The organism is Aeromicrobium sp. 9AM, assembly GCF_902506105.1.
GTDB lineage: Bacteria > Actinomycetota > Actinomycetes > Propionibacteriales > Nocardioidaceae > Aeromicrobium.
In genome coordinates this window covers 2,399,141-2,418,688 of sequence record NZ_LR733304.1, presented here as the reverse complement: position 1 = coordinate 2,418,688, position 19,548 = coordinate 2,399,141, and the positions used below count along the sequence as shown (strand labels likewise).

The window sequence follows — 19,548 nt, the reverse complement described above, 5'->3', positions numbered from 1 at the left end:
CTCGCGCATGAACCGGGTCCGTCCCACTTCGGCGCTCGTGGTCGTCGCGCTGATCGGTGCAGGTCTCATCGGCGGACGGCTCATCCCGCCGCTGATCGTGCGACTGGACGGCAACGTGCCCAGGCTGACCTGGGCCGCGCCGCTCACGCTGCTGCTCGCGGCGATCCTGGTCGGCACGTTCGCATGGAACACGTGGCAGACGCTGCACAAGAAGCACGAGCGCATGACGTCCGAGCACGGCCTCAGGATGCTCGCGATCGCCAAGGCCTGCATCGTCGTCGGTTCACTGGTCGCTGGTGTCTACGGCGGGTTCGTCCTGGCGTTCATCGACGCGACCGACACCCCGCTCGGCAAGGAGCGGGTCGTACGCGGCAGCGCTGCGGCAGTCGCCAGCCTGCTGCTGCTGGTCGCCGCCCTGCTGCTGGAGCGCGCCTGCCGTGTGCCCGGCGATGACGAAGAGGGCAAGGACGGCAAGGCCAAGAAGGGCCGCCCCGACCCCACCCCGGCCTGACGCTGACGGGTCAGAAACTGCCCGCTGACGGGTCAGAAACTGCCCGCTGACGGGTCACACGCCGGTCGCGGAAAGACCGCAACCGACCCGTGGCCGGGCCACAAGTGACCCGTCACGGGGTGAAAACTGACCCGTCACCGGGAGTGGGTCAGGTCAGGAGGGTCTGGCGCAGGGTGCCGAGGCCGACGCTGCCGACGGCGAGCGCCTGGCGGTGGAACTCCTTGAGGTCCGGCCCGTTGGCGGCGACCCACTCATCACGCAGCTGCTCCCACATGCGCTGGCCGACCTTGTAGGACGGCGCCTGGCCCGGCCAGCCGAGATAGCGGTTGGACTCGAAGCGGATGAACGGCTCGTTCATGTTGACGTGCTGGGACAGGAACGGGAACACGTCGTCGCCGGTCCACGTGCCGCTGCCGTCGGGCTTGGGCTTGCCGAGGTGCACGCCGAGGTCGATCACGACTCGTGCGGCCCGCATGCGCTGCCCGTCGAGCATGCCCAGCTGGTTGGCCGGGTCGTCGAGGTAGCCGAGGTCCGACATGAGCCGCTCGGCGTAGAGGGCCCAGCCCTCGCCGTGGCCGGAGTTCCAGTTGAAGCGGCGCCAGCCGTTGAGCTCGGCGCTGTTGTGGACCGCGAGGCCGCACTGGAGGTGATGGCCGGGCACACCCTCGTGGTAGACCGTCGTCAGCTCGCGCCAGGTGTCGAACTCCGTGACGCCCTTGGGCACGCTCCACCACATACGGCCCGCGCGCTCGAAGTCCTCGCTCGGCGGCGTGTAGTAGATGCCGCCCTCCTGCGTCGGCGCGATCAGGCACTCGAGCCGGCGCATCGGCTCGGGGATGTCGAAGTGCGTACGCCCGAGGTCGGCGACGGCACGGTCGCTGGTCTCCTGCATCCAGGCCCGGAGGGCGTCGGTGCTGTGCAGCTTGTAGGCCGGATCGGCGTCGAGATGCCGGATCGCCTCGGCGACCGTCGCGCCGGGCAGGATCTGGTCGGCGACCTTCTCCTGCTCCTGCACCATGCGGGCGAGCTCCTCGACACCCCACTCGTACGTCTCGTCGAGGTCGATCTCGGCGCCGACGAAGTAGCGCGACGCAAGCGCGTAGTGCTCGCGGCCGAATGCGTCGTCCTCCGGGGCGTGGGGCGCGAGCTGGTGCTCGAGGAAGTCGGCCATCGCGGCGTACGCCTCGGTGGCTGCGCGAGCACCGGCCTCGAGGTCACCCGTGAGCGACTCCGGCACGTCGGCGCGCGCTGCCAGCTTGAGGAAGAAGCTGTCGGCGCCGGCCTGCTTGCGGGCCTGACCGGCGACCTCCCGGACCTGGCGGACGGCCGGTACGTTGCCGGCGGCGATGCCCGCACGCAGCGAGTCGAGGTAGCCCGACATGGCGGCCGGCACGTTCTGCATGCGGCGCGCGACGTGCGCCCAGTCGTCGGGGGTCTTGGTGGGCATGAGGTCGAAGATGTCGCGCAGGTCCTGGCCCGGCGAGGCGATGACGTTGAGGTCGCGCTGCCAGAAACCCGCGTCGTGCCGCTCGACGTCGAGCGTCAGAGTGCGGATCAGCTCGGCCTGCGTGACGCCGTCGACCTGGTCGACCGGGGCCGCCGAGCGTACGCGCGCCAGCATCGCCCGGGCCGCATCGACCGCCGCGGCCGCCCCGTCCGGCGAGCGGTCGGCGTAGTCGGACTCGCGGCCGGGCCGGCCGAGGTGGATGTGGAGCTCGGGCTCGAGGTCGAGCATGACGTCGAGCCATTCCTCGGCGAGCGTGTCGATGGGAGTCGGTGTGCGGGGCGTGGAGTCGGCCATGATCCGACCCTACGATGACCCCATGTCACTGACGCTGTGTGTACGGCTCTGGGCCATCCCGGGCAACGAAGGGCTCCTCGCGACGTACGAGGACGAGGTGCTGAGCCTGCTCGGCGATCACGGCGCGCGCCTGCTGCAGCGGGTGCGCAGCATCGAGCGCGACGAGGGCCCGTACGAGGTGCAGATCATCGAGCTGCCCGACGAGGCGGCCCTCGACGCGTACATGGCCGACCCTCGACGACTGGCCGCGGCGCCGCTCCGCGACCGCTCGGTCGCCCGCACGGAAATCACGAGGGTCACGCAGGTCTGAGGTCAGGTGGTTGAGGAGCGAGGCACGAGCGTCTCGAAACCGCCGCTCCTGGTTTCGAGTCCCCCACTCGCTGGCGCTCGCGGGAGGTGCCCCCATCGGCCGCGGGCGGCCTCCGCACCTCAACCAGCGCTATTTGTCGACGTCGCCGACGACGAAGAACATCGAGCCGAGGATCGCGACGAGGTCGGCCACGACGGTGCCGCCGACGATCTCGGGCAGCACCGCGACGTTGTTGAACGACGCCGTGCGCAGCTTGAGCCGCCACGGCGTCTTCTCGCCGCGCGACACGAGGTAGTAGCCGTTGAGCCCGAGCGGGTTCTCGGTCCACACGTACGTCGAGCCCTCCGGCGCCTTGAGGATCTTGGGCAGCCGTACGTTGACCGGCCCGGGAGCCAGCTCGGCGAGCCGCGCGAGGCACGCATCAGCCAGGTCGAGGGACACCTTGGTCTGCTCCAGCAGCACTGCGAACCGGGAGTAGCAGTCGCCGTCGGCCCGCACCGGCACCCGCAGCACGTCCTGCAGCTCCCCGTATGCGAGGTAGGGCTCGTCGCGTCGCAGGTCTAGGTCGAGTCCTGAGGCCCGCGCGATCGGGCCGGAGACGCCGTACGCCTCGACCAGCGCCGGCGACAGCACGCCGATGCCCTTGGTGCGGGCCCGGAAGATCTCGTTGCCGAAGATCAGGTCCTCGAGCTCCTGCAGCCGCGTGCGCACGGTCGCGATCGCCGCCGAGGCGCGATCGGTCCAGCCGGCCGGGATGTCCTCCTTGAGGCCGCCGACGCGGTTGAACATGTAGTGCATCCGCCCGCCGGAGACCTCCTCCATGACCTCCTGGATCGTCTCCCGCTCGCGGAAGGCGTAGAAGATCGGCGTGATCGCGCCGAGCTCGAGCGGATAGGACCCCAGGAACATCAGGTGGTTGAGCACCCGGTTGAGCTCGGCGAGGAGCGTACGGATCCACGTCGCCCGCTCGGGCACCTCCATACCGAGCATGTCCTCGACCGCGAGGACCACACCGAGCTCGGAGGAGAAGGCGCTGAGCCAGTCGTGCCGGTTGGCCAGCACGATGATCTGCCGGTAGTCGCGGACCTCGAAGAGCTTCTCGACGCCGCGGTGCATGTAGCCGATGATCGGCTCGCACGCCATGACCCGTTCACCGTCGAGCGTCAGTCGCAGGCGCAGCACGCCGTGAGTCGCGGGGTGCTGCGGACCGATGTTGAGCACCATGTCGGTCGTGGCGAAGCCCGTGCCGACGCTCGCGGTGACCTCGGTCATGAGCGCTTGAACCAGCCCTGCACCATGCGGATGAACCGCTTGGTCAGGCCGCGCGGAGAGTTCCGCTCGACCCGTTCGAGGCGGGCATACAGCTCGTCGATCTGCCGTTTCTGCGTCTTGAGCTTCTCGGCGGTCGTCTCCTGGATGCGGGCGTGCCGGCTGCCGGCGCCGCTCCACGGCGGGTGCGGGAACGGGTGCTCGTACGCCTGGGGGTGCCGAGTGATGTCGAGGACCATGCCGTCGCGCAGCCACTTGAGCCGCGAGGCGACCTCGTGCCCGTCCGACGCGATCAACGGGTGCACCGGCGGCGGGAACTTGGCGGCGGCGAGGCGCTCGTCGAAGTCGCCGGTGCCGTTGCCCTCGGTCCAGATGTGCTCGAGGCCGTTGCGCTCGAGGAATGCGGTGTAGCGGTCGAACCCCTCCGGCAGCGCGGCGTTGAACTCCGACATGTCGGTGGCCTCGTAGAGGTCCTCGGCCTTGAGCTCCGCGGTGAACTCCGGCATCAGCGTGTAGGGCATCCGGTGGTACTCCGCGAGCTCGAGAGTGCGGGAGTCGTGCGCCAGCAACAGCGCCGGCGTATGTCCCAGGAGCGCCGCGACGTTGCCGTGGAACCGGGTGCCGTACGCGAACTCCTGCGTCGCGAGGAAGTCGTACCAGGTCCACGTGTCGAGGAAGAGCCTGATGCGGTCGGACTGGTAGAGCGGGTGGTCGAGGTGCACCGGCACGAGCGGGTCGTGGACGTGCGGGAACGGCGTGCCCCACAGCAGCATCCGCAGGTCGTGCGCGTCCTGGCCGATGTAGGTGAGGTTGGGGTGCCGCGCGGCCTGGGCGGTCGCGAACGCGCCGATGCCCCGCACCTCGGGCGTGAGGTTGAGCGCGAGGGGGCTGTCGGCCGAGATCGAGTCGACCTTCTTGTCGACCCGGAAGTCGCGGCCGTGCAGGTAGAGCGACGGGCAGCCGATCACGTCGACCGACGACTCGGGGAAGCCGAGCCCCACCAGGTACGCCTTGGTGAACTCGCCGCGTACGCCGATCGAGGCCGAGCGGTCGAGCACGAGGCCGACGAACTTCTTGACGGTCTTGGCGATGGGCTCGAGCGACTCGATGCCCTGCCCGTGCGCCGCCTGGGCGCCGATGCCGACGATCGTGACCGGGATCGTCAGGTCGGTGAGCAGCTCGTTGAGCCGGTCGAGCCGGGGCGCGAACTCCGGCCGGAAGGCGTTGGCCATCGGGATGACGAAGTGGTCGAAATCCTCGTTGATGCGCCGGACATCACGAGCCTCGGGCGGCACGCGTTCCGACAGCGTGCCGTTCGAGACCAGCTCGGCGCCGTCGATCGACAGGGCCTTCCACACCGAGTGCTGGAACAGGTAGTTGCCGCTGTTGCTGTTGAACACGTCCTGCGTGAGCGTCGACTCGGCAACGACGGGGGTGAACGGGTCCTTGCCGGAGCGGACCAACAGCCGGGTCATTCCGAAGCCTCCGAGAAGAGCCCACGATACGGAGGCTCCGGAATGACAGCCACATGGTTCGCTCGCTGGCGCTCGCTCATGACGTCAGTCTTCCATGGCCGAGGGTGTCGGTGACCAGCCACCAGAAGTCGCCGAGACCCCCACGCGCCATGAGCTCGCCCGCCTCGCCCGCTGCCGCCAGCCCCCGGACGTACGCGCTGGGATCGGAGTGCGCGAGGTCCAACGGCGGACGCGACGCGTCGAGGCCGAGCTGGGCGAGCGCGTCGCGTTGGCGGATCAGGGTCGCGCCGACCGTTGCGGCGACCGAGTCGACCGCGACATGGGCCGTGATGTCGCGGCTGCCGTCCGGGACGACGTCGACCTCGCGGCCGTCGGCGTACGACCGCAGGGTGCCGAACGGCGGCCGGTCGTCCCGGGTGTGGCCGTAGTCGATCGCGATCGTGATGCCCCGCACCCGCGAGACGACATCGTTCCAGGCGCCGTCACGCATCAGGCCGACCTCGGCCCGCTGGCCCGGCTCGGTCAGCGGCCACCACGTGTCGAGCCACTGGAGCGAGTACGCGTCGCCGAGCGTCTCCTCGCCGGTCGCCGGATGGACGAGCACCTTGCGCACGACGCCTGCGTCGTCGACCTCGACGACGTCGCACGGCACGTTGTCGAGCCACTCGTTGGCGATCACGAAGTCGTCCATCACCTGCGGCAGCTCTTCCTCCCACTCGATGGCATCGGGCAGGTCGCTCGGTCGCTCCGCGAGCTCGACCCCGACGAGCTGGACGCCGGGCAGGAGCTCGTGGAGCGCGCGGAGCAGCTCGCCGCCCCCGGCGCCCACGTCATGGACCCTTCTCGCGTCAGCGCGTCGTACGAGCTCCGCGATCGCACCGGCGAAGGCGCCGACGTGCACGCTGGTGCGGAAGTGGTCGGCGGGCCTGGACGTGCGGAAGAAGCCGCGTTCGGCGTACAACGCTTCCGTCCACGCATTGCGCCATGGAAGTGGGCCCGTCGTCATGGCCTCAACCTAAGGGAGCGTCGCTATGCTCGGCGCGTGGCTCGACTTCGTAGGCGTCTGCGGCGAGCCCTGACGGCGCCGCTCGACCGCTGGCGCCAGCGCTCGCGGCCGGTGCTGAGCATCGTCGTCCCGGTCTACAACGGCGAGGAGTTCCTCGACGAGTGCCTGACGTCGGCCCGCAAGCAGGACTATCGCCGCGTCGAGATCGTCGTGATCGACGACGGCTCGACCGACGGCAGCCTCGCCGTCGCCCAACGGCACGCCAAGGCGGACGCCCGCGTGACGGTCCTGAGCCAGGCCAACGCCGGCGTCGGTGAAGCCCGGCGGGCGGCGGTCGCGGTCGCGACGGGCGAGTTCCTCACGTTCCTCGACGCGGACGACTGGCTGACCCGAGCGGGGGTCAGGGCTGCGATGGACGTCCTCGAGGAGACCGGGTCCGACGTCTCGGTGATGCCCTACCAGCGGCAGGAGGGCGCCGCGATCCGCCCGCCCGCGCAGTGGATCCGCAGTCTCCACGCCCGCCCCGCCAGGCACACGACCCTGAGCGAGCGGCCGGACGTCCTCGTCAACGCCGTCGCGTGCGCGAAGATCTTCCGGCGTACGTTCTGGGACGCGACCCAGCTGTCCTTCCCCACGGTGCTGCTCGCCGGCGATCAGATCGTCACCGCGACGGCCTACCGCGACGCGAACGGCATCGACATCTCCGGTGTCATGGGCTACACGTGGCGCCGCCAGGAGTCGTCGATCTCGCAGGGCCAGGTGACCGCCGAAGCCGTGCACGCCCGGCAGGACGCGATCGACGCCGTGCTCGAGGTGCTCACACCACTGCCGGACGTACGGGCAGAACGGGCGTTGCAGTATCTCCGCTACAACATCCCCAACTCGGTGCTCAAGCTCGAGCGGGCCGACGACGCGTACCTCGACGCGCTGGTCGAGAGAGTGCCGCGCATCGTCGACGCGGCGCCGGCCGATCGCTACGCCCGCGAGGTGCCGGCGCAGTACCGCGTCCTCTACGCCCTGCTCGCGAGCGGAGACCGGGACGCCATCTGGCGCTACGTACGCGCGGAGGGCATGCAGTCCGAGATGCACCCGTCGGGCGTCGAGCCGGCCGGCCTGACCTCATACCTGCCGGGCTGGCAGAGCGATCCGGTGCCACCCGAGGCGTACGTGCTGACGGCCGAGCAGACCGCGCTCAAGGTGGTCGTGCGAGCGGTGCACCACGACGGCGACAACCTGGTCCTCGACGTGGCGGCGTGGTTCCCCAACGTCGACCTGAGCGCGCCGTCGCTGACGATCAAGACCGACGGGGACCTCGTCGACGTCGTCCAATGGGGCGAGCCGGCGGTGTTCACGTCACGCCTGGGCAGCGAACGGGCCTACCCCGGCTCCGGCTGGACCGTGACGCTGCGAGGCGTCGCCCGCCGCGCGCCCAAGCAGATCACCGCGACGCTGACCGACGGCGACCGTGAAGGCACCGCCACCGCCAAGATCCCGCGGTAGCCACCGGTGTGTGACTCATGGCATAGGTCGTACCCCTGTCGCCGGAGCGCCCCGAAGGTAGACTTGAGACGTCAGTTTGTCTGGTACCCGCTCGCGGGACTGGAACGAAAGGCACCACGCATGAAGCGTTTCTCCATGGGCGTGATCGGAGCCGGAAGAGTCGGCGCCGTCCTCGCATCGCGATTCCGCGCCGCCGGCTATCCCCTCGTGGGCGTCTCCGCGCGCTCCGAGGCCTCGCAGCTTCGCGTCTCGACCCTGCTGCCGGGCGTCGACGTACGCACGCCGGTCGAGCTCGCGGCCGCCAGCGACATCCTCGTGCTCGCCGTGCCTGACGACGACCTCATCGCGATCGCCGAGGAGCTTGCCGCGTCCGGTGCCGTACGCCGCGGCCAGTACGTCCTGCACACCAGCGGCCGCCACGGCCTCGACGCGCTGGCCTCGCTGACCCGGCTCGGCGCGCGTCCGATCGCGTTCCACCCGGCCATGACCTTCACCGGCACGCCGGTCGACCTCGACCGCACGCCGGTCTTCGGCCTCACGGCCGGCCCGGCCGAGCGTGCGCTCGCCGAAGAGCTCGTCGCGGCCCTCGGCGGCACCCCGATGTGGGTCGCCGAGGCCGACCGCGCGCTCTATCACGCAGCCCTCGCCCATGGCGCCAACCACCTCGTCACCCTCGTCGCGCAGTCGATGGACCTGCTCCGCACGGCCGGCGCCGCCGATCCCGCCGCGGTGCTCCGCCCCCTGCTGACCGCCGCCCTCGACAACGCGCTCGCCTACGGCGACGCGGCCCTCACCGGCCCGGTCGTACGCGGTGACGTCACGACGATCCGCGCCCACGTCGACGCGCTCGCCGCGGCCGATGTCGACGATGCGACGGTCGATGCCTACCTCGAGATGGCCCGCGCCACCGCCGGTCGTGCCGAGTCGGACGGTCGCCTCGCGCCCGCCCAGGCCAGCACGATCCGCCAGGTCCTCGACGAGGCCGACTGGGACACGCTGGCCGAGATCGCCGCCGGGATCTGATCCATGGCAACGCCGGCCATCGCGCGTACGCGTGCGGAGCTCGACGCCGCGCGCGGTGACTCGACGGTCTCGTTCGTGCCCACGATGGGCGCGCTGCACGACGGCCACCTGCAGCTGCTCAAGCACGCCCGGCCGCTCGGCGAGACCCTCGTCGCGTCGATCTTCGTCAACCCGACGCAGTTCGCACCGGGCGAGGACTTCGAGGCATACCCGCGTACGTTCGACGCCGACCTCGAGCGCTGCGCCGAGGCAGGCGTCGACGTCGTGTTCGCGCCGACCGTGCCGACGATGTATCCGTCCGGGCTGGTCGACACCGTCACGGTCGATCCCGGCCCGCTCGGCACGGTCCTCGAAGGCGCCGTACGCCCGACCCACTTCCGCGGTGTGCTGACCGTCGTGGCGAAGTTGTTCGGGCTCGTCCGCCCTGACGTCGCGGTGTTCGGCGAGAAGGACTACCAACAGCTGACCCTGATCCGGCACATGGCGCGCGAGCTCGCGCAGGGAGTCGAGATCGTCGGCTGCCCGACCGTACGTGAGCACGACGGTCTCGCGATGAGCTCGCGCAACCGCTACCTCTCGGCCGAGGAGCGCCAGCAGGCTGCCTACATCTCGGCTGCGCTGCGCGCCGGCGTCGCTGCCGGCCCCGATGGTGCGGAGGACGTGCTCGCCGAGGCCCACAGGGTGCTCGACTCCGCGGGCATCACGCCGGACTACCTCGTGCTGACAGACCCCGACATGGGCGAGCCCCGTCCCGGTGCCGAGGCGCGCCTGCTCGTGGCCGCCAAGGTCGGCACGCCGCGACTCCTCGACAACACCGCCCTCACGCTAGGAGCCTGACGTTGATCCGCACCATGATGAAGTCCAAGATCCACCGCGCGACGGTGACCCAGGCGGACCTGCACTACGTCGGCTCGGTGACGGTCGACCAGGACCTGCTCGACGCCGCCGACCTGCTGCCCGGCGAGCTCGTCCACATCGTCGACATCGACAACGGCGCGCGGCTCGAGACCTACACGATCGCCGGTGAGCGCGGCTCCGGCGTCATCGGCATCAACGGTGCCGCCGCGCACCTCGTGCACCCGGGCGACCTCGTGATCCTCATCGCGTACGCGCAGATGGACGATGCCGAGGCGCGTACGTTCGAGCCCAGCGTCGTGTTCGTCGACGCCGACAACCGGGTCGTCGGCGCGGGCAGTGACCCGGCCGAGGTGCTGGCCGGCTCGGGCCTCGTACGTGGCGACGTCATCGACAACCCCCTCGTGGCCTCCCGGTGAAGACATGACCCTCCTGTGTCTCGACGTCAGCAACAGCCACACGACGATCGGCGCGTTCGACGAGGACGAGCTCATCGCGCACTGGCAGGTGTCGTCGGACGAGCGGCGTACGTCTGACGAGTGGTACATGCTGCTTATGGGTCTCGTCGACCACGAGGGCATCTCGCACATCAGCGCGGTGGCCCTGTGCTGCACGGTGCCGGCGATCCTCGTGGAGCTGCGGGCGATGCAGGAGCGCTACTGGGCCGACCTGCCGGTCGCGATCGTCGGTCCCGGCGTCAAGACGGGCGTGCCGATCCACACCGACAACCCTCGCGAGGTCGGCGCGGACCGCATCGTCAACGCGCTGGCCGCCGCAGAGCTCTATGGCGGTCCGGCGATCGTCGTCGACCTCAACGGCACCGCGACGATCTTCGACGTGGTCGACGACGCCAACCGCTACATCGGTGGTGCCATCGCACCCGGCGTTGAGCTCTCGCTGGAGGCGCTGGCCCGGCGCGGCGCCCAGCTGCGCAGCGTCGAGCTGGCCCTGCCCCGCGACGTCATCGGCAAGAACACCGTCGAAGCGCTGCAGTCCGGCATCGTCTACGGCTTCGCCGGCCTCGTCGACGGGCTCGTCACCCGCATCATCGAGTCCCTCGGCGCCGATCCCGACCACGTCACCGTCATCGCCACCGGCTCCTACCCCGAGGCCGTCGTCGACCACTGCACGACCATCACGACCCGCGACCCCTGGTTGACCCTCACGGGCCTCCGCCTGATCCACGAGAAGAACCACGACTGAACCCGTCGGCCCCAAGAAGTGGCGGCACATCAACCGTTCTGACCCCGACGGGTGTCCGAAACGGTTGATCTGACGCCAGATCTTGGCGCGGGATGTCGGGCCGACCGGAAAGTCAGGGTCACCAACAGCACCGATAGGATCGACCCTCGTGAGCGACGCGACCAGCACCCCTGCCCCAGAGGACGACCTCCCCGAGCAGATGCGCGTGCGCCTGGACAAGCGCCAGCAGCTCATCGACCGCGGCGAGGAGCCCTATCCCGTCATCGTCGGCCGCACCCACACGCTCAAGCAGGTCGTCGAGGCGTACGACGCCGAGGCGCTCGGACCGGACGTGCAGACCGGCGACATCGTCACGGTCGCGGGCCGGGTCATCTTCATCCGTGGCACCGGCAAGCTCGTGTTCGCCGCGCTGCGCGAGGGTGACGGCACACCGCTGCAGGCCATGATCTCGCTCAACGGCGTGGGGGAGGACCGGCTCGCGGAGTTCAAGTCGACCGTCGACATCGGCGACCACCTCGCGGTCACCGGCGAGGTCATCACGAGCAAGCGCGGCGAGCTCTCGGTCATGGCGAGCGGGTGGCAGATCGCCGCCAAGACCGTGCGTCCGCTGCCCAACGAGCACAACCCGCTGTCCGACGAGGCCCGCAGCCGCATGCGCTACGTCGACCTGATCGTGCGGCCCGAGGCCCGCGACAACGTACGCGTGAAGGCCAAGGTCCTGCAGTCGCTCCGCGCGACACTCGACGCGCACGAGTACATCGAGGTCGACACCCCGGTCCTGCAGCACACCAACGGCGGTGCCGCGGCCCGGCCGTTCACGACGCACACCAACGCGTTCGACGAGGACATGCTGCTGCGCATCGCGATCGAGCTCGACCTCAAGCGCGCCCTGGTCGGCGGCGTCGACCGGGTCTACGAGATCGGCAAGACGTTCCGCAACGAGGGCGTCGACAACACCCACAACCCCGAGTTCATGATGCTCGAGGCGTACGAGGCCTATGGCTCGTACGACACGATGGCCGAGCTCACGCGCGACCTGGTGGTCAATGCCGCGCGGGCGATCGGCAAGACCGTGGTCCCGGGTCGCGACGGCTCGCAGATCGATCTCGAGGGCGAGTGGAAGCACGCCACGATCCATGAGCTCGTCTCCGACGCGACCGGTACGCCGGTCGACAACGACACCTCCGCCGACGAACTTAAGGCGCTGGCGGCCAAGCACGAGGTCGCCCTCCAGCCGCACTGGGTCGCCGGCGACATCGTGCTCGAGCTCTACGAGAAGCTCGTCGAGCACACGCTGATCCAGCCGACGTTCGTCCGCGACTACCCCGAGGCCGTACGTCCGCTGGCCAAGAAGCACCGCACGAAGCCCGGCCTGGTCGAGGCGTGGGACCTCATCATCAACGGCGTCGAGCTGGCCCCGGCCTACTCCGAGCTCAACGACCCGGTCATCCAGCGCGAGCGGCTCGAGGAGCAGTCGCGGCTCGCCGCGGCCGGCGACCCCGAGGCCATGGACGTCGACGAGGACTTCCTGCGCGCCCTCGAGTTCGGCATGCCCCCGGCCGGCGGCATGGGACTCGGCGTCGACCGGCTCGTCATGCTGCTGCAGGGCATCGGCATCCGCGAAGCGATTCTGTTTCCGCTGTCGCGGGCCGAGTGACACCGACCGGCCGGTTCTGCCGACAGCGAACTCCGGAACACCGGGTCCACGGTGAAGGTTGGGTTACACATATGGACATCGATGCGTGCAGATTTCCATACCCGACTAAACTGAACTGATAGTCCAGCAGAGGGGGACGCCATGTTCGAAAGATTCACCGACCGTGCTCGTCGCGTGGTCGTGCTTGCCCAAGAAGAGGCACGCATGCTCAGCCACAACTACATCGGCACGGAGCACATCCTCCTCGGCCTCATCCACGAAGGTGAGGGCGTTGCGGCCAAGGCTCTCGAGAGCCTCGACATCTCACTCGAAGCCGTACGCGGCCAGGTCGAGGACATCATCGGCCAGGGCCAGCAGGCTCCGAGCGGGCACATCCCGTTCACTCCGCGCGCCAAGAAGGTCCTCGAGCTCAGCCTCCGCGAGGCGCTGCAGCTGGGCCACAACTACATCGGCACCGAGCACATCCTGCTCGGCCTGATCCGCGAGGGCGAGGGCGTCGCCGCCCAGGTCCTCGTCAAGCTGGGCGCCGACCTCAACCGCGTACGCCAGCAGGTCATCACGCTCGTCAGCGGCTTCCAGGGCAAGGAGGCCGAGCAGGCCGGCGCGCCCAGCGAGTCCGCTCCGAGCACGTCCGCCGTGCTGGACCAGTTCGGTCGCAACCTGACGCAGGCCGCCCGCGAGGGCAAGCTCGACCCGGTCATCGGCCGCGACGACGAGGCCGAGCGCGTCATGCAGACGCTGTCGCGACGCACCAAGAACAACCCGGTGCTCGTCGGTGAGCCCGGCGTCGGCAAGACGGCCGTCGTCGAGAGCCTCGCCCAGGACATTGTCCGTGGCGATGTCCCCGAGACGCTCAAGGACAAGCAGATCTACACGCTCGACCTCGGCGCGCTCGTGGCCGGCTCGCGCTACCGCGGTGACTTCGAGGAACGCCTCAAGAAGGTCCTCAAGGAGATCCGCACCCGCGGCGACATCATCTTGTTCATCGACGAGATCCACACCCTCGTGGGTGCGGGTGCCGCCGAGGGCGCGATCGACGCCGCCAGCATCCTCAAGCCGATGCTGGCCCGTGGTGAGCTGCAGACCATCGGTGCCACGACCCTCGACGAGTACCGCAAGCACTTCGAGAAGGACGCGGCGCTCAACCGTCGCTTCCAGCCGATCCTCGTCGACGAGCCGTCCGTGCTCGACACCGTCGAGATCCTCAAGGGCCTGCGTGACCGCTACGAGGCACACCACCGCGTCTCCATCACCGACGACGCCCTCGTGGCGGCGGCGACGATGGGTGACCGCTACGTCTCCGACCGGTTCCTGCCCGACAAGGCGATCGACCTGATCGACGAGGCCGGTGCCCGCCTGCGCATCCGCCGCATGGCCACGCCGCCGGAGCTCAAGGAGTTCGACGACAAGATCGTCGACGTCCGCCGTCGCAAGGAAGGCGCCATCGACGCACAGGACTTCGAGGCTGCCGCCTCCCTGCGCGACGAGGAGAAGAAGCTCATCAACGCCAAGGGCGAGCGCGAGAAGGCCTGGAAGTCCGGCGACCTCGACACCGTCGCGGTCGTCGACGAGAACCTCATCGCCGAGGTGCTCGCCAAGGCCACCGGCATCCCCGTCGGCCAGCTCAGCGAGGCCGAGTCCAGCCGCCTGCTCAACATGGAGGAAGAGCTCCACAAGCGGGTCATCGGTCAGGACGAGGCCATCAAGGCGCTGTCGCGGGCCATCCGCCGTACGCGTGCAGGTCTCAAGGACCCCAAGCGCCCCGGTGGATCGTTCATCTTCGCCGGGCCCTCGGGTGTCGGCAAGACGTGGCTGTCCAAGGCGCTGGCCAACTTCCTGTTCGGCGACGAGGACTCCCTCATCCAGCTCGACATGTCCGAGTACAGCGAGAAGCACACGGTCTCGCGACTGTTCGGCTCGCCTCCCGGCTACGTCGGCTACGAAGAGGGTGGCCAGCTGACCGAGAAGGTGCGCCGCAAGCCGTTCTCCGTCGTCCTGTTCGACGAGATCGAGAAGGCCCACCCCGACATCTTCAACTCGCTGTTGCAGATCCTCGAGGAGGGCCACCTCACCGACGGTCAGGGCCGCGTCGTCAACTTCAAGAACGCCGTCGTCATCATGACCACCAACCTCGGTGCGCGTGAGATCTCCAAGGGCGTCAACCTGGGCTTCAGCCAGGCCGGCGACACCGCGGGGTCCTACAACAAGATGAAGGAGCGCGTGTCGATCGAGCTCAAGCAGCACTTCCGGCCTGAGTTCCTCAACCGTGTCGACGAGATCATCGTCTTCCCGCCGCTGACGCAGGAGGAGATCCTGCAGATGGTGGACATGATGATCGACTCGCTCGAGAAGCGTCTCGCCGAGAAGGACATGAACATCGAGCTGACGATGGAGGCCAAGGACCTGTTGTCCAAGCGCGGCTTCGATCCGGTGCTCGGTGCGCGTCCGCTGCGTCGCACGGTGCAGCGCGAGATCGAGGACGTCATGGCCGAGAAGCTGCTCTACGGCGAGCTCCGCCCCGGCCAGCTCGTGCTGGTCGGTGTCGAGGGCGAAGGCGCGGAAGCGGTCTTCACGTTCGAGGGCCGCAACAAGGCCGACCTCGCACTCGAGATGCCTGCCGACGTGCCCCCGGCCGTCGAGGCGTCAGCCGAGTAACAGCCGCGCGTACGTACGAGGCCCCCGCAGCCCAGGCTGCGGGGGCTTCGTCGTGTCTCAGGCGAAGCGGCGCACGAAGCGCATCTGCCACGGCGTCTCGACCGCCTTGGCGTCGTAGTGCTCGCGGACGTACGCCACAGCCTGCCCTGCAGGTACGCCGTCGAGCACGGCCAGGCAGGCAAGCGCCGTCCCGGTACGCCCACGTCCGCCGCCGCACGCGATCTCGACCCGCTCGCCGGCGGCGCGCTTCCTGACCTCCAGGAGGACCAGGCGCAGTGCTGCGGGATCGCTCGGCAGCCGGAAGTCGGGCCACCTGACCCAACGCGACTCCCAGGCGACAGGCGCCGGTTCATGACCGAGGAGATAGACCCCGAGGTCCGGCTCCGGGCCGTGTGGCAGCTCGCTGCGGAGCCCCCGGCCGCGAACGCGCAGCCCAGACGGCAGGCTCATCACCCCGACGGCGTCGGCGTCCCACTCGCTCATGCGTCGAGGTTAGGCGAGTCAGTGCGAGGTCTGGGCGTTGAGCAGCACGACGCCGGCGATGATCAGCGCGATCGCGGCGATCTTGGCGGGGTTGACCGGTTCGTCGAGGAACACGACGCCGATGACGGCGATCGCGGCGGTGCCCAGTCCGGCCCAGATGGCGTACGTGACGGACACCGGGATCTCCTTGACCACCACGGTCAGCAGCCAGATCGACAAGGCGTAGCCGGCGACCACGACCGCGGTCCAGCCCGGGTTGGTGAACCCTTCGGCACGGGGGAGCGCCGCGGTGGCGGCCACCTCGGTGGCGATCGCGACCATCAACAGGGCGGCAGCGATGAGCATGATCCATTCCTGGCTTCCTGTAGCACTTGCTACGTTTCTAACGTAGCACATGCTACATTCATCTGCATATGAGCAAGCGCGATGACCTCGTCGAGGCGGCCACCGACTATGCCCTGGCCCACGGGCTGATCGGCCTGAGCCTTCGTCCCCTCGCCGCCCAGCTCGGCACGAGCGACCGGATGCTGATCTATCACTTCGGCTCCAAGGACGAGCTCGTCTCAGCGGTGCTCGAGGCTTCCAACACCCGCTCGATGGCCTACATCGACGCCATGGAGCCGGCGGGGTCACTGCGTCAGGCGGTGCTCGACCTGTGGGCGACCTACACCGAGCACGAGCAGGTGCAGCGCTGCCAACGTATGTACGTCGAGGCCGCGGCGCTGGGCCTGCTCGGCCGGGAGCCGTACGCCTCGTCGATCCGCGCCTCCAACACGTTGTGGATCGAGACTCTCTCGGCATACCTCCAGCGCTCGGGCGTGTCCGCCGGGCGCGCGGAGGGTGTCGCCAACCTGATCGACGCGACATTCAACGGCGTGTTCCTCGACCGCCCGCTCGACGACGAGGCCGAGTCCCGCCAGATCATCGAGGACCTGGCCGCCGCACTGGGCGGTTGAGGTGCGGAGCGTCCTTCGCTCGCAGAGCTCGCTCCCGGTCGGCCGCAGGCGGCCTCCCTAGGAACCGGCGTCACGTTGGCAGCGCGTACGTCTCGCCGGGCAGGGGCTCCACGAGACCGTCGGCGACCAGGCCGTCGAGAGCCCGTTCGCGCTGCGGCGCATCGGCCCACACGAGGTCGAGCGCCGACTTCGGCACGGGACCGGGTGCGTCGCGCAGCACGGCCATCAGTCGCCCGCGGCACTGCCGGTCCGTGCCGTGCCAGGCCTGGCCGCGGCGAGCCGGCCCGTCGTACGCCGGATAGCCCGCTGCGCGCCAGCGGCACAGGTCGGCCACCGGGCACTCGTCGCACCGTGGCGAACGCGCGGTGCACACCAGTGCGCCGAGCTCCATCGTCGCTGCGGCCCAGCGGTGCGCGTCGCGTACGGGCAGCAGCGCGGTGGCCAGGTCGCGCTCGGCGGTGGTCACGGCTGCGGGCGGGAACTGCTCACCGGCAATGATCCGGGCGAACACACGCCGGACGTTCGTGTCGAGCACGGCCTCGCGGCCGGCGAATGCGAAGGACGAGACGGCGGCCGCGGTGTAGGCGCCGACGCCGGGCAGGGCGAGCAGCTCGTCGAGGGCTGACGGCACCTCGCCACCGTGGCGCTCGACGATGGCCGTGGCTGCGGCGTGCAGCCGTAGCGCGCGCCGCGGGTAGCCGAGTCGGCCCCACGCCCGCACGGCCTCACCCGACGGCGCGGCGGCGAGTGCGGCTGGCGTCGACCAGCGCTCGATCCATGCCTCGTACACCGGCAGCACCCGCGACACCGGGGTCTGCTGCAGCATGAACTCCGAGACCATGACAGCCCACGGTGACACGTTGCGGCGCCACGGCAGATCACGGGCCGTACGACCGAACCAGTCGAGGATCTCGTCGTGAAGTCGCGTCAGGTCGGCGAGCGGCAGCGGGGTGGGGCGGGTCGTCATGACGCGTCGATCCTCGCATGGCGCCCGTGGCAGGGCGCGTCGGGACGTCTGAGCGCCGGGCGCGCGGATAGCGTGGGCCTGTGAGTCAGCGACGGTTGCCTGCGGAGATCTACTGGCGCCGCCGGCTGCTCGTTCTGGCAGCGGTGATCGCCCTCGTGTGGCTGGCGTTGCGCTTCGTCGGAGGCGACGACAAGCCGGACCCGAAGCCGACCGCGCAGGCTCCCGCGACGACGACCGCGGCACCGCCGGTCGTCGCCCCGGTCAACGGCGTCGTCAACGTGACGCTCGTCAGTGCCAGCCGCGCCTGCGATCCCGAGAAGATCCGCATGACCCCGACGGTCGAGCCCGGACAGTTCACCAAGGCGCCAGTCACGATCGGCCTCGTGGTCAGCTCGACCGAGAAGACCGCCTGCACGCTGACTCCTGCCGACGCCGACCTGGTCGCGGTGATCAGCGCCAACAAGACGCCGATCTGGGACTCGACGGTGTGCAAGGTCGCCCTGCTCGACGATCCGGTGTCGATCTCGCCGCAGTGGGCGTCACTCGTCACGGCGACCTGGTCCGGACGCGGCTCGGGCAGCAAGTGCTCGGCCAAGGAGGGCTACGCGACGCCGGGGACGTACACGGTGCAGATCGGGACGCTCGGCGGCGAACCCGGCAAGACGAGCTTCACGCTCGACCGCAGGCCTCAGCCCAAGCCGTCGAAGACCACGCCGACCAAGCCGACGCCCTCTGCCAAGAACACGACGAAGCCGAACGACTGAGCTAGACGTAACGCTCGAGGATGCTCGACTCGGCCAGTCGGGACAGGCCCTCGCGGACACCGCGAGCGCGCAGGTCGCCGACTCCCTCGACGGTCTGGAGATCCTCGATGCTGGCGGCCAACAGCTTCTGCAGCGAGCCGAAGTGCTCGATCAGCCGCTCCACGACCGTGATCGGCAGTCGCGGGATGCGAGCCAGGAGCCGGTAGCCGCGCGGTGCGAGTGGCGTGTCGAGGGTCTCCTCGGTGCCAATGCGCAGGGCCCGGGCGACCGAGCCCAGGTCGACGAGGTCGGTCGACTCGATCGCGGCGAGCTCGGCCAGGACTGCCCCGGGCGTACGACCGCGCCGGCCGCTGGGCATGTAGTCGCGGATGACGAGCTCGCGCTCGGCATCGACACCACTGATGAGCTCCTCCAGCTGGAGCGCGAGCAGTCGGCCGTCGGTGCCGAGCTCCAGGACGTACGTGTCGATCTCGCCGGCGATGCGGCTGACCATCTCGAGGCGTTGGGCGACGGCCGAGACGTCGCGGACCGTGACGAGATCCTCGATCTCGAGGGCCGACAGCGCGTCGGAGACCTCGTCGAGGCGGTTGCGGTAGCGCTCGAGGGTCTGCAGTGCCTGGTTGGCGCGGCCCAGCACGGCGCCGGTGTCCTCGAGCACGTGGCGCAGGTCCTCGAGGTAGAGCGCGATGATGTGCATCGAGGCCGAGACGGAGATGACCGGGACACCGGTCTGGCGGGCGACGCGGTCGGCGGTGCGGTGACGGGTGCCGGTCTCGGCGGTGACGATCGACGGGTCGGGCATCAGGTGGACGCCGGCCATCAGGATGCGCGTCGCGTCGCGGTCCAGGATGATCGCGCCGTCCATCTTGGCGAGCTCGCGGAGCCCGGTCGCCGTGAACGGCACGTCGAGGGCGAAGCCGCCGGTCGAGATGGCCTCGATCTGGCGATCGTGGCCGACGACGACCAGGGCGCCGGTGCGGCCGCGCAGGATGCGCTCGAGGCCTTCGCGCAACGAGGTGCCCGGGGCGATGGTGGCGAGGGTCGCACGCAGGCGCGCGGAAGCCTCGGCTGCCGCCGCGGCTCGCTCAGCTGCTGACGCCATGGCGTCTCACC

At 69.7% G+C, this 19,548-nt stretch carries 19 protein-coding genes; 11 read left to right on the top strand and 8 right to left on the bottom strand.

Annotation, left to right across the window (positions count from 1 at the left end; genetic code table 11):
* The first annotated feature begins 7 nt into the window (after positions 1–7).
* Positions 8–511: a DUF3180 domain-containing protein gene (locus tag BOSE46_RS18460; RefSeq protein WP_159541623.1), complete on the top strand. Its 504-nt coding sequence runs from the start codon at positions 8–10 to the stop codon at positions 509–511.
* 148 nt (positions 512–659) lie between these two features.
* Here BOSE46_RS18460 and BOSE46_RS18455 read toward each other — a convergent pair whose 3' ends face one another.
* Positions 660–2,312: a DUF885 domain-containing protein gene (locus BOSE46_RS18455; RefSeq protein WP_159541622.1), complete on the bottom strand. Its 1,653-nt coding sequence runs from the start codon at positions 2,310–2,312 to the stop codon at positions 660–662.
* 22 nt (positions 2,313–2,334) lie between these two features.
* On the opposite strand from BOSE46_RS18455, the gene BOSE46_RS18450 reads away from it, so the two are divergent.
* A complete protein-coding gene (locus BOSE46_RS18450; protein ID WP_159541621.1) occupies positions 2,335–2,622 on the top strand; it encodes a DUF1330 domain-containing protein in 288 nt (95 codons plus the stop codon).
* A gap of 129 nt (positions 2,623–2,751) precedes the next feature.
* Here the strand turns inward: BOSE46_RS18450 and BOSE46_RS18445 are convergent, their stop codons facing one another.
* The 3 genes from BOSE46_RS18445 to BOSE46_RS18435 all read right to left on the bottom strand — a co-directional run bounded on the left by BOSE46_RS18445 (position 2,752) and on the right by BOSE46_RS18435 (position 6,372).
* On the bottom strand, positions 2,752–3,894 hold the full coding sequence (locus tag BOSE46_RS18445) for an NADH-quinone oxidoreductase subunit D (RefSeq protein ID WP_159541620.1): 1,143 nt from the start codon (positions 3,892–3,894) through the stop codon (positions 2,752–2,754).
* Entirely contained in the window at positions 3,891–5,366 is a 1,476-nt protein-coding gene (locus tag BOSE46_RS18440; RefSeq protein ID WP_159541619.1) for a polysaccharide pyruvyl transferase family protein, read from the bottom strand. The genes BOSE46_RS18445 and BOSE46_RS18440 overlap by 4 nt, the downstream gene beginning before the upstream one ends.
* 76 nt (positions 5,367–5,442) lie before the next feature.
* Positions 5,443–6,372: an SAM-dependent methyltransferase gene (locus BOSE46_RS18435; RefSeq protein WP_159541618.1), complete on the bottom strand. Its 930-nt coding sequence runs from the start codon at positions 6,370–6,372 to the stop codon at positions 5,443–5,445.
* Between the two features lie 36 nt (positions 6,373–6,408).
* Between BOSE46_RS18435 and BOSE46_RS18430 the strand changes: the two genes are divergently transcribed.
* The 7 genes from BOSE46_RS18430 to BOSE46_RS18400 all read left to right on the top strand — a co-directional run bounded on the left by BOSE46_RS18430 (position 6,409) and on the right by BOSE46_RS18400 (position 15,265).
* Complete coding sequence (locus BOSE46_RS18430) at positions 6,409–7,872, top strand: glycosyltransferase family 2 protein (RefSeq protein WP_159541617.1); 1,464 nt, start codon at positions 6,409–6,411, stop codon at positions 7,870–7,872.
* A gap of 120 nt (positions 7,873–7,992) precedes the next feature.
* Positions 7,993–8,895 carry a Rossmann-like and DUF2520 domain-containing protein gene (locus BOSE46_RS18425; RefSeq protein WP_159541616.1) on the top strand — a complete coding sequence of 301 codons (903 nt, stop codon included), beginning with the start codon at positions 7,993–7,995 and terminating at the stop codon, positions 8,893–8,895.
* A gap of 3 nt (positions 8,896–8,898) precedes the next feature.
* Positions 8,899–9,732, top strand: coding sequence for a pantoate--beta-alanine ligase (gene panC / locus BOSE46_RS18420; protein ID WP_159541615.1), 834 nt, complete (start codon positions 8,899–8,901; stop codon positions 9,730–9,732).
* 14 nt (positions 9,733–9,746) lie between these two features.
* Complete coding sequence (panD, locus tag BOSE46_RS18415; protein WP_371415528.1) at positions 9,747–10,169, top strand: aspartate 1-decarboxylase; 423 nt, start codon at positions 9,747–9,749, stop codon at positions 10,167–10,169.
* A gap of 4 nt (positions 10,170–10,173) precedes the next feature.
* The gene (locus BOSE46_RS18410; RefSeq protein WP_159541613.1) at positions 10,174–10,953 is read left to right on the top strand and encodes a type III pantothenate kinase; all 780 of its coding nucleotides are present in this window, start codon (positions 10,174–10,176) and stop codon (positions 10,951–10,953) included.
* A gap of 199 nt (positions 10,954–11,152) precedes the next feature.
* Positions 11,153–12,610: a lysine--tRNA ligase gene (lysS, locus tag BOSE46_RS18405; RefSeq protein WP_159542946.1), complete on the top strand. Its 1,458-nt coding sequence runs from the start codon at positions 11,153–11,155 to the stop codon at positions 12,608–12,610.
* 141 nt (positions 12,611–12,751) lie between these two features.
* On the top strand, positions 12,752–15,265 hold the full coding sequence (locus tag BOSE46_RS18400; protein WP_159541612.1) for an ATP-dependent Clp protease ATP-binding subunit: 2,514 nt from the start codon (positions 12,752–12,754) through the stop codon (positions 15,263–15,265).
* A gap of 57 nt (positions 15,266–15,322) precedes the next feature.
* Here BOSE46_RS18400 and BOSE46_RS18395 read toward each other — a convergent pair whose 3' ends face one another.
* Positions 15,323–15,748, bottom strand: coding sequence for a protein-tyrosine phosphatase family protein (locus BOSE46_RS18395; RefSeq protein ID WP_159541611.1), 426 nt, complete (start codon positions 15,746–15,748; stop codon positions 15,323–15,325).
* An 18-nt stretch (positions 15,749–15,766) separates the two neighbouring features.
* The gene (locus BOSE46_RS18390) at positions 15,767–16,093 is read right to left on the bottom strand and encodes a multidrug efflux SMR transporter (protein ID WP_236551800.1); all 327 of its coding nucleotides are present in this window, start codon (positions 16,091–16,093) and stop codon (positions 15,767–15,769) included.
* 68 nt (positions 16,094–16,161) lie between these two features.
* On the opposite strand from BOSE46_RS18390, the gene BOSE46_RS18385 reads away from it, so the two are divergent.
* Positions 16,162–16,704, top strand: a complete 543-nt coding sequence (locus tag BOSE46_RS18385) for a TetR/AcrR family transcriptional regulator (protein WP_159541610.1) — start codon at positions 16,162–16,164, stop codon at positions 16,702–16,704.
* 70 nt (positions 16,705–16,774) lie between these two features.
* On the opposite strand, the gene BOSE46_RS18380 is transcribed toward BOSE46_RS18385, so the two are convergent.
* Positions 16,775–17,671 (bottom strand): A/G-specific adenine glycosylase, encoded by an 897-nt coding sequence (locus BOSE46_RS18380; protein WP_159541609.1) that lies wholly within the window; start codon positions 17,669–17,671, stop codon positions 16,775–16,777.
* A gap of 80 nt (positions 17,672–17,751) precedes the next feature.
* Between BOSE46_RS18380 and BOSE46_RS18375 the strand changes: the two genes are divergently transcribed.
* Complete coding sequence (locus tag BOSE46_RS18375; RefSeq protein WP_159541608.1) at positions 17,752–18,435, top strand: hypothetical protein; 684 nt, start codon at positions 17,752–17,754, stop codon at positions 18,433–18,435.
* Position 18,436: 1 nt separating this feature from the next.
* Here BOSE46_RS18375 and disA read toward each other — a convergent pair whose 3' ends face one another.
* Entirely contained in the window at positions 18,437–19,537 is a 1,101-nt protein-coding gene (disA, locus tag BOSE46_RS18370; RefSeq protein WP_159541607.1) for a DNA integrity scanning diadenylate cyclase DisA, read from the bottom strand.
* Between the last annotated feature and the right edge of the window lie 11 nt (positions 19,538–19,548).